The organism is Cryobacterium sp. 10I1, assembly GCF_035019805.1.
Taxonomy (GTDB): Bacteria; Actinomycetota; Actinomycetes; order Actinomycetales; family Microbacteriaceae; genus Cryobacterium; species Cryobacterium glucosi.
The window spans coordinates 1-7,330 of sequence record NZ_JASJVF010000170.1 but is presented as its reverse complement, the minus strand read 5'-3'; the positions used below and the strand labels follow the sequence as shown (position 1 = coordinate 7,330).

Here is a 7,330-nt window from a genome sequence, read left to right as displayed (position 1 = left end):
GCTGCGATCGGCCCCGACCGGAAGCTCGTGCTCGTGACCGCCTTCGCCGACCGGGACTGGACGGCCGGCGTGAACGAGGCACTCGCCGGCTTCGCCGCCCACCACCGCCTCGTGGGCATCGCCGGCTGGCACGACGCGATCGCGCCGCACACCGACGTCCTGGCCGGGGACAACATCCACCCGGGTCCCACGGGAGGGCGGATCTACGCCGACTGCATCGCGTCCGCGCTGGACTGGCTCGCCCCCCAGCATCCGTTGCACGGCCGGGACCCCTACCGGCTCGGCCAGGACCCCGTCGTCCTCCGCCCAGTGTCCTAGGAGATCAAAAAAGAAGGGCCCGACCGAAGTCGGGCCCTTCCAGGTGAAGCGGGTGAAGCGTGGGTTACTTGGCTTCCTCGACGGGAGCCTCGGCAACGACCTCGTCCTCGGCCGGGGCGTCGACGACGGCCTCGGTCTCGGCGGGGGCCTCGACGACGACCGGCGCGACGGCAGCAGCTGCAGCGGCGGACGTCTTCGCGGACTTGACCTTCGGGGTGACGGGCTCGAGGACGAGTTCCATCTGGACCATCGAAGCGTTGTCGCCCTTACGGAAGCCGAGCTTCGTGATGCGGGTGTAGCCGCCCTCGCGCAAGGCGACCTGGGGTGCGATCTCGGTGAAGAGCTCGTGCACGACGGTCTTGTCGCCGATGGTGGCCAGAACGCGACGACGGGCGTGCAGGTCGCCCTTCTTCGCGAACGTGATCAGTCGCTCGGCGACCGGACGAAGGCGCTTGGCCCGCGTTTCGGTCGTCTTGATCGACTTGTGGGTGAACAGCGAGGCGGCAAGGTTGGCGAGCATGAGGCGCTCGTGTGCCGGGCCGCCACCGAGGCGGGCTCCCTTAGTGGGCGTGGGCATTAGTAATCTCCAGTATCAAAAGTCAAAAGTCAGTCGGGAGACTGCTTTTAGATGGTTTCTTCGTCGTAGCCGCTGTAGAAGTGGGCGCCGTCGAATCCGGGCACCGAGTCCTTCAGTGACAGGCCAAGCTCGACGAGCTTGTCCTTGACCTCATCCACCGACTTCTGTCCGAAGTTGCGGATGTTCATCAGCTGGGTCTCCGAGAGGGCGACCAGTTCGCTGACGTTGTTGATGCCTTCACGCTTGAGGCAGTTGTACGAACGAACCGACAGATCGAGGTCTTCGATCGGGATCGACAGTTCGGTCGACAACACGGCGTCGACCGGCGCGGGGCCGATTTCGATGCCCTCTGCCGCGGTGTTCAGTTCGCGGGCCAGACCGAACAGCTCGGTCAGGGTGCGACCGGCGGATGCGATGGCGTCGCGAGGCGAGATCGCCGACTTGGTCTCCACGTCGACGACGAGGCGGTCGAAGTCGGTACGTTCACCGGCACGGGTCGCCTCGACGCGGTAGGTCACCTTGAGCACGGGCGAGTAGATCGAGTCGACCGGAATCTGGCCGGCCTCGGAGTACTCGTTGCGGTTCTGGGTGGCCGACACGTAGCCGCGGCCACGCTCGATGGTCAGTTCGAGTTCGAACTTCGCCTTGTCGTTCAGGGTGGCGATGACCAGTTCGGGGTTGTGCACCTCGACGCCGGCCGGAGCCGAAATGTCGGCGGCGGTGACCTGGCCGGCACCCTGCTTGCGCAGGTACGCGGTGATCGGCTCGTCGTGCTCGCTCGAGATGACGAGTCCCTTGATGTTCAGGATGATCTCGGTGACGTCTTCCTTGACACCGGGAACCGTGCTGAACTCGTGCAGCACGCCGTCGATACGGATGCTGGTGACAGCGGCTCCGGGGATCGAGGAGAGCAGGGTGCGGCGCATGGAGTTGCCGAGGGTGTAACCGAAGCCAGGCTCGAGCGGCTCAATGATGAACCGGGACCGGAACTCCGAGATGTTCTCCTCGGTGAGCGTGGGGCGCTGTGCGATAAGCACTATTGATTCCTTTCGGCAAAGTGTCCGCTATATGACACTTGCGAGGCGAGGTGTTGAGTGTGAAAGAAAAAAGAATCGCGCGGGGCCTGGACCGCTCCGTGAGGAGCAGTCCAGGCCCGGCGATCCGCGGCGACCGGGGTCGTCACGAGGACGAACCCGGCCAGTGCGGGTGCTTTAGACGCGGCGACGCTTCGGCGGACGGCAACCGTTGTGAGCCTGGGGCGTCACGTCGTTGATCGAGCCAACCTCGAGGCCGGCGGCCTGAAGGGAGCGGATCGCGGTTTCGCGGCCTGAGCCGGGTCCCTTGACGAACACGTCAACCTTCTTCATACCGTGCTCCTGCGCCTGGCGGGCGGCCGACTCGGCTGCCAGCTGTGCGGCGAACGGGGTCGACTTACGCGAACCCTTGAAGCCAACTCCACCTGAGGACGCCCAGCTGATGACCGCACCGGTGGTGTCGGTGATCGAGACGATGGTGTTGTTGAACGTGCTCTTGATGTGGGCCTGGCCCACGGCGACGTTCTTCTTTTCTTTCTTGCGCGGCTTCCGAACGGCCGACTTGGGTGCTGCCATGAATTTCTCCTGAATCCTAAAGGCGAGACGGGCCAGGCCGAGGCCTAGCGCGCCTTCTTCTTGCCGGCTACGGTGCGCTTCGGGCCCTTGCGGGTGCGAGCGTTGGTCTTGGTGCGCTGGCCGCGGACGGGCAGGCCCTTGCGGTGGCGGATTCCCTCGTAGCTGCCGATCTCGACCTTGCGGCGGATGTCGGCGGCAACCTCACGGCGGAGGTCACCCTCAACCTTGAAGGTTCCTTCGATGTAGTCACGGAGGGCGACGAGCTGCTCGTCGGTCAGGTCCTTGACTCGGATGTTTCCATCGATTTCAGTGTCGGCGAGGGTCTTGAGTGCCCTCGTGCGGCCAACACCAAAGATGTAAGTCAGTGCAACTTCCACGCGCTTATCGCGGGGAATATCAACGCCGGCTAGACGTGCCATTATGGCTTCTCCTGTATATGAGTGGAGGTCTGTAGCAGTGCCCGTTCATCGGCCTCCAACCGATGGTGTCCCCCCTCGCGGGGTTCCTGGCACTGCTATTTTCTGTATTCAGTTGAATCGTTCACCAGGGTGAGCCTGTCGGGTGACAGACTCCCACCGGCTAACCCTGACGCTGCTTGTGACGCGGGTTCTCGCAGATGACCATCACGTTGCCGTTGCGGCGGATGACCTTGCACTTGTCACAGATCTTTTTGACGCTGGGCTTGACCTTCATGGTGTGTCCTTGTATTCGCTGTCTTCGTACCCGCGGAATGCCGCGGGCCGTTACTTACAGCAACTTCTTACTTGTAGCGGTAGACGATCCGGCCGCGAGTCAGATCGTAAGGGCTCAGCTCCACGATCACGCGGTCCTCAGGAAGGATGCGGATGTAGTGCTGACGCATCTTGCCCGAAATGTGGGCAAGAACTTTGTGGCCGTTCGTCAACTCAACGCGAAACATCGCATTGGGAAGAGCTTCGACTACTGCGCCCTCGATTTCGATGACACCGTCTTTTTTGGCCATAACTCACTATCACTAGGTATTGATTGCTGGTCGTGCGGGGATATGGTGCTCTAGACACGCCGCAGGCGACGGCATCAGACACCAAGGATTTACTCTATGGTATGAAGTTGCCTTTTGGCAATTCTTCCCTATAATCCCTTGGCAATTGCTGCTGCCGCCGCCCGTTTCAGTGCGGAATCGTGCTGTTGTGTCGCTTCAGTGCCGATTGTGCTTTTTTGAGCCTGACGGGCCTAGAGCGTGCGCTGCACGCCTTCGACGACGGTGACGACGTCCGAGAAGAGCGGATGCGTCGCGTCGAGCCCGCAGACATCCGTCACGAAGCCCGCGGCCGTGAGGCTGCGGAGCTTGGCCTGGAGTTCGACGCTCTGCTCGTCGTCCGCCACGTCGAAGCGGAGGGCTGCGCCGACCGCCTCGAGCAGTGCCGTCGGGCGGGTGCCGCGTTCGGCGATCTCCGCGGCGGGGCCGATGAAGCGTTCGTGCCTGCTGAGCTTGCGGAGCGGCTGGCGTCCGACGCGCTGCACGGTGTCGGGAAGGGCCGGGTTCTTGAACCGAACCAGGATCTTCTCGCGATAGGCGCGCTGGGCGGCTTCGTCGAGCCCGTGCTTGGCCACCAGGAGGGCGCTGGTCTCCTCCAGGACGCGCCGGGCGCCGTCAAGCACCTCGGGTACCAGGAGGGCGTCCGAGATCTTCGTGACGCCGGCAACGGAGCCGAGGTAGGCGACCGTTGCGTGGCCGGTGTTGACCGTGAACAGCTTGCGCTCGATGTAGGGCGCGAGGTTGTCGACGAAGGTCGCACCGGGGATCACGGGCACGGCGCCGTTGAAGGCGCCGCGCTCGATGACCCACTCGTAGAAGGCCTCGACGGTGACGTCGATGCCACTGCCGTCCGCCTGCCCGGGAACGATCCGGTCGACGGCTGTATTGGCGAAGGCGACGCGGGCGTTGACGGCCGCGTGATCTCCCTCTGCCACGTGGAGCCAGACCTGTTCCGCGAGCACGTCGGTCGCGTTGATCGCGTTCTCGCACGCCATCACGGCGAGCGGGGGCAGCGACGCGTCGCGGGCCTCGAGTCCGGCGGCGATGACCGGGGCCACGAAGCGCAGCACGGTCGGGCCGACGGCGGTCGTGACGATGTCGGCCGTCGCGATCTCCTGGATCAGGGCGGCCTCGTCGGTCGCGCTGTTGATGGCGCGGAAGTTGTCGACCACGCGAGTGGTCGACTCCTCCCCCGCCTCATGCACCGAGTAGGTCGTCGCGGCCTTGAGGGCGTCGATCAGGGAAGCATTCACATCGGCGAAGACCACCTCGTATCCGGCGTCGTGAAGCAGGAGGCCGACGAATCCGCGACCGATATTGCCTGCACCGAAGTGAATTGCTTTCATTCTGCGTTGACCTCCTCGAGGAGAGCGTAAATCTCTCCTGCATTTCCTGCATCGATCAGTTTCTGTACTTCGTCCTCGTCCGAGAAGACGATGGCGATCTTCGAGAGGATCGCGAGGTGCTCGTTGTTGAGCCCCGCGATCCCGACTGCGAACCGGACCGGGTTGCCGTCCCAGTCGATGGGCGTGTCATAGCGGACGAGGGAGAGCGCCGAATGAAGGATCGACTCCTTCGCCTCGTTCGTGCCGTGCGGGATGGCGAGGAAGTTGCCCATGTAGGTCGACACACTCGCCTCCCTGTCGAACATCGAATCGACGTACGCCTGGGTCACTGCACCCGCGGCGACCAGCAGTGCGCCGGCCTCCTTGATGGCGTCGTTCTTCGTGGTGGCCGTTCCCGCGGCCACCACGTTGCCGGGCTCGAGGATCTGATCGGTCACAGTGTGGCCTCTGAGTCCGCCTTGCTCTGGAGCAATTCGACGACCTCGTCGTACTTCGGGCTGTTCATGAAGTTCGACACCGAAACGTGCACGGATGCCGGTGACTTCTGCTGGGCCCTCGCGGTGAGGTCCTGGTGGGTGATGACCAGGTCGGCGGTGCCGTCGAGGTTCGCGATGGCCTGGTTGGTCACCGTGATTCCTTCGATACCGGCCTTCTTGATCTTGTTCCGCAGGACGGAGGCGCCCATGGCGCTTGACCCCATGCCTGCGTCGCACGCGAAGACGATGTTCTTCAGCTGGTGGCCTGCGGCGGCCGCGGTGGCGGCATCCGTGGTGCCCGCAGCGGCGAGGTTGCCGAGGACGCTCGAGGACTTGCCCTTGAGGGCTTCGGTCTTCGCGACGGCCTCGGTGAGGTCGTTGTCGAGTCCGGCGGCGATGTCGCGCTTGCGGCTCGCACGGAGGATGACGGACGCGATCAGGAACGACACGGCCGCGGAGCCGATGACCGAGAGGACGACGCCGACGTAGCTGTCCGGTGCGGTCTGGAGAAGCACGGCGAAGATGCTGCCGGGCGAGGCCGGGGCGCGGAGACCGGTGTGGAACGCGACGTTGATCGCGACGCCGGTCATGCCGCCGCCGATGGTGGCGAGGATGAGGATCGGCTTCATCAGGACGTAGGGGAAGTAGATCTCGTGGATTCCACCGAGGAACTGGATGATGATCGCGCCGGGTGCACTGGCCTTGGCCAGTCCGACCCCGAAGAAGGAGAACGCGAGGAGCAGGCCGAGGCCGGGGCCGGGGTTCGCCTCGATCAGGAAGAGCAGCGACTTGCCGGATTCAGCAACCTGCTGCACGCCGATCGGGGTGAACACGCCGTGGTTGATGGCGTTGTTCAGGAACAGCACCTTGCCGGGCTCGACGAGGATGCTCGCGAGCGGCAGCAGGTTGTTGGAGACGAGCCAGTTGACTCCGCCCTCCAGCATGGTGCTGAAGCCGGTCACGACCGGAGCGATTCCGAAGAACGCGCCCAGGGCGAGGATGGCGCCGAGGATACCCGAGGAGAAGTTGTCCACGAGCATCTCGAAACCGGGGCGGATCTTGCCCGCCCACAGGCTGTCGAGCTTCTTGAGGAGCCAGGCGGAGAGCGGGCCGACGATCATCGCACCGATGAACATCGGGATCGCGCTGCCGACGATGACGCCCATCGTGGCGATCGAGGCGATGACGCCACCGCGGACGCCGTAGACCATCCGGCCACCGGTGTTGGCGATCAGGAGCGGGAGCAGGTACAAGATCATCGGGTCGACCATCTTGGCGACGGTCTCGTTCGGGGTCCAGCCGGTCGGGATGAAGAACGCGGTGATGAGGCCCCACGCGATAAACGCCGCGATATTGGGCATGATCATGCCGCTGAGGAAGGTGCCGAAGCGCTGCACGTGGACGCGCGCTCCGCCTCCGCTCTTCGTGTCAGTTGACGTCGTCGTCATTTCTCTGCCTTTCGTTGTGTGTTCGGGTTGTGATTGCGGGTGAGCGGTGAAACGACTCGCACGGACTAGTCCGTGTGAGAGAAGGTGGCGGCGAGCTTCGTCGCCGCGGCGCGAGCGGATGCCGCGCCGTCTGCCGCGAGGGCGACCGCGGCGAGTTGCCCGGCCTCCTCCGCGCTGAACCGGGCTAGTTCCGCCCGGACGTCGGAGAGTGCCGCAGAGGACATGGACAGGCTCGTGGCCCCCAGTCCGACGAGCACGACGGCGAGCAGCGGGTCCGCCGCCGCCTCTCCGCACACCCCGACCGGTTTGCCGCTGGAGCGGCCTGCTTGGCCGACCTCTCCGATCAGGCGCAGGACCGCGGGGTGCCACGGGTTCTGGTAGCCCGCCACGGAACCGAGGAGACGGTCGGCGGCGAGGGTGTACTGGGTGAGGTCGTTGGTGCCGATCGACGCGAAGTCCGCGTGCTGCAGGATGCGGTCGGCCAGGAGTGCTGCCGAGGGGATCTCGACCATGACGCCGGCCGTCTTGAGCCCGAGC

General features: G+C 64.6%; 10 protein-coding genes and 1 pseudogene. 1 reads left to right on the top strand and 10 read right to left on the bottom strand.

Features of this window, described 5'->3' with window-relative positions; all coding sequences use genetic code 11:
• A pseudogene (locus QN345_RS13495) lies at positions 1-318 on the top strand (hypothetical protein); the annotation flags it as partial.
• A 64-nt stretch (positions 319-382) separates the two neighbouring features.
• Here the strand turns inward: QN345_RS13495 and rplQ are convergent.
• The 10 genes from rplQ to QN345_RS13445 form a co-directional block, all read right to left on the bottom strand.
• Entirely contained in the window at positions 383-895 is a 513-nt protein-coding gene (rplQ, locus tag QN345_RS13490; RefSeq protein WP_134557999.1) for a 50S ribosomal protein L17, read from the bottom strand.
• A gap of 47 nt (positions 896-942) precedes the next feature.
• The gene (locus QN345_RS13485; RefSeq protein WP_134449911.1) at positions 943-1,932 is read right to left on the bottom strand and encodes a DNA-directed RNA polymerase subunit alpha; all 990 of its coding nucleotides are present in this window, start codon (positions 1,930-1,932) and stop codon (positions 943-945) included.
• Positions 1,933-2,106: 174 nt separating this feature from the next.
• Positions 2,107-2,505 carry a 30S ribosomal protein S11 gene (rpsK, locus tag QN345_RS13480; RefSeq protein ID WP_022883249.1) on the bottom strand — a complete coding sequence of 133 codons (399 nt, stop codon included), beginning with the start codon at positions 2,503-2,505 and terminating at the stop codon, positions 2,107-2,109.
• 44 nt (positions 2,506-2,549) lie between these two features.
• A complete protein-coding gene (rpsM, locus tag QN345_RS13475) occupies positions 2,550-2,924 on the bottom strand; it encodes a 30S ribosomal protein S13 (protein ID WP_134449910.1) in 375 nt (124 codons plus the stop codon).
• Positions 2,925-3,084: 160 nt separating this feature from the next.
• On the bottom strand, positions 3,085-3,198 hold the full coding sequence (gene rpmJ, locus QN345_RS13470) for a 50S ribosomal protein L36 (RefSeq protein ID WP_035834639.1): 114 nt from the start codon (positions 3,196-3,198) through the stop codon (positions 3,085-3,087).
• 67 nt (positions 3,199-3,265) lie between these two features.
• The gene (gene infA / locus QN345_RS13465) at positions 3,266-3,487 is read right to left on the bottom strand and encodes a translation initiation factor IF-1 (protein ID WP_022883252.1); all 222 of its coding nucleotides are present in this window, start codon (positions 3,485-3,487) and stop codon (positions 3,266-3,268) included.
• Positions 3,488-3,717: 230 nt separating this feature from the next.
• On the bottom strand, positions 3,718-4,869 hold the full coding sequence (locus QN345_RS13460) for a mannitol-1-phosphate 5-dehydrogenase (RefSeq protein ID WP_322188433.1): 1,152 nt from the start codon (positions 4,867-4,869) through the stop codon (positions 3,718-3,720).
• On the bottom strand, positions 4,866-5,306 hold the full coding sequence (locus QN345_RS13455; protein ID WP_134449908.1) for a PTS sugar transporter subunit IIA: 441 nt from the start codon (positions 5,304-5,306) through the stop codon (positions 4,866-4,868). Before QN345_RS13455 ends, QN345_RS13460 begins: the two co-directional genes overlap by 4 nt.
• Entirely contained in the window at positions 5,303-6,793 is a 1,491-nt protein-coding gene (locus tag QN345_RS13450; protein ID WP_134449907.1) for a PTS mannitol transporter subunit IICB, read from the bottom strand. The genes QN345_RS13455 and QN345_RS13450 overlap by 4 nt, the downstream gene beginning before the upstream one ends.
• Positions 6,794-6,858: 65 nt before the next feature.
• Positions 6,859-7,330, bottom strand: a 472-nt coding sequence (locus QN345_RS13445; protein WP_323508753.1) for a putative PEP-binding protein, incomplete at its 5' end; no start/stop codon positions are given.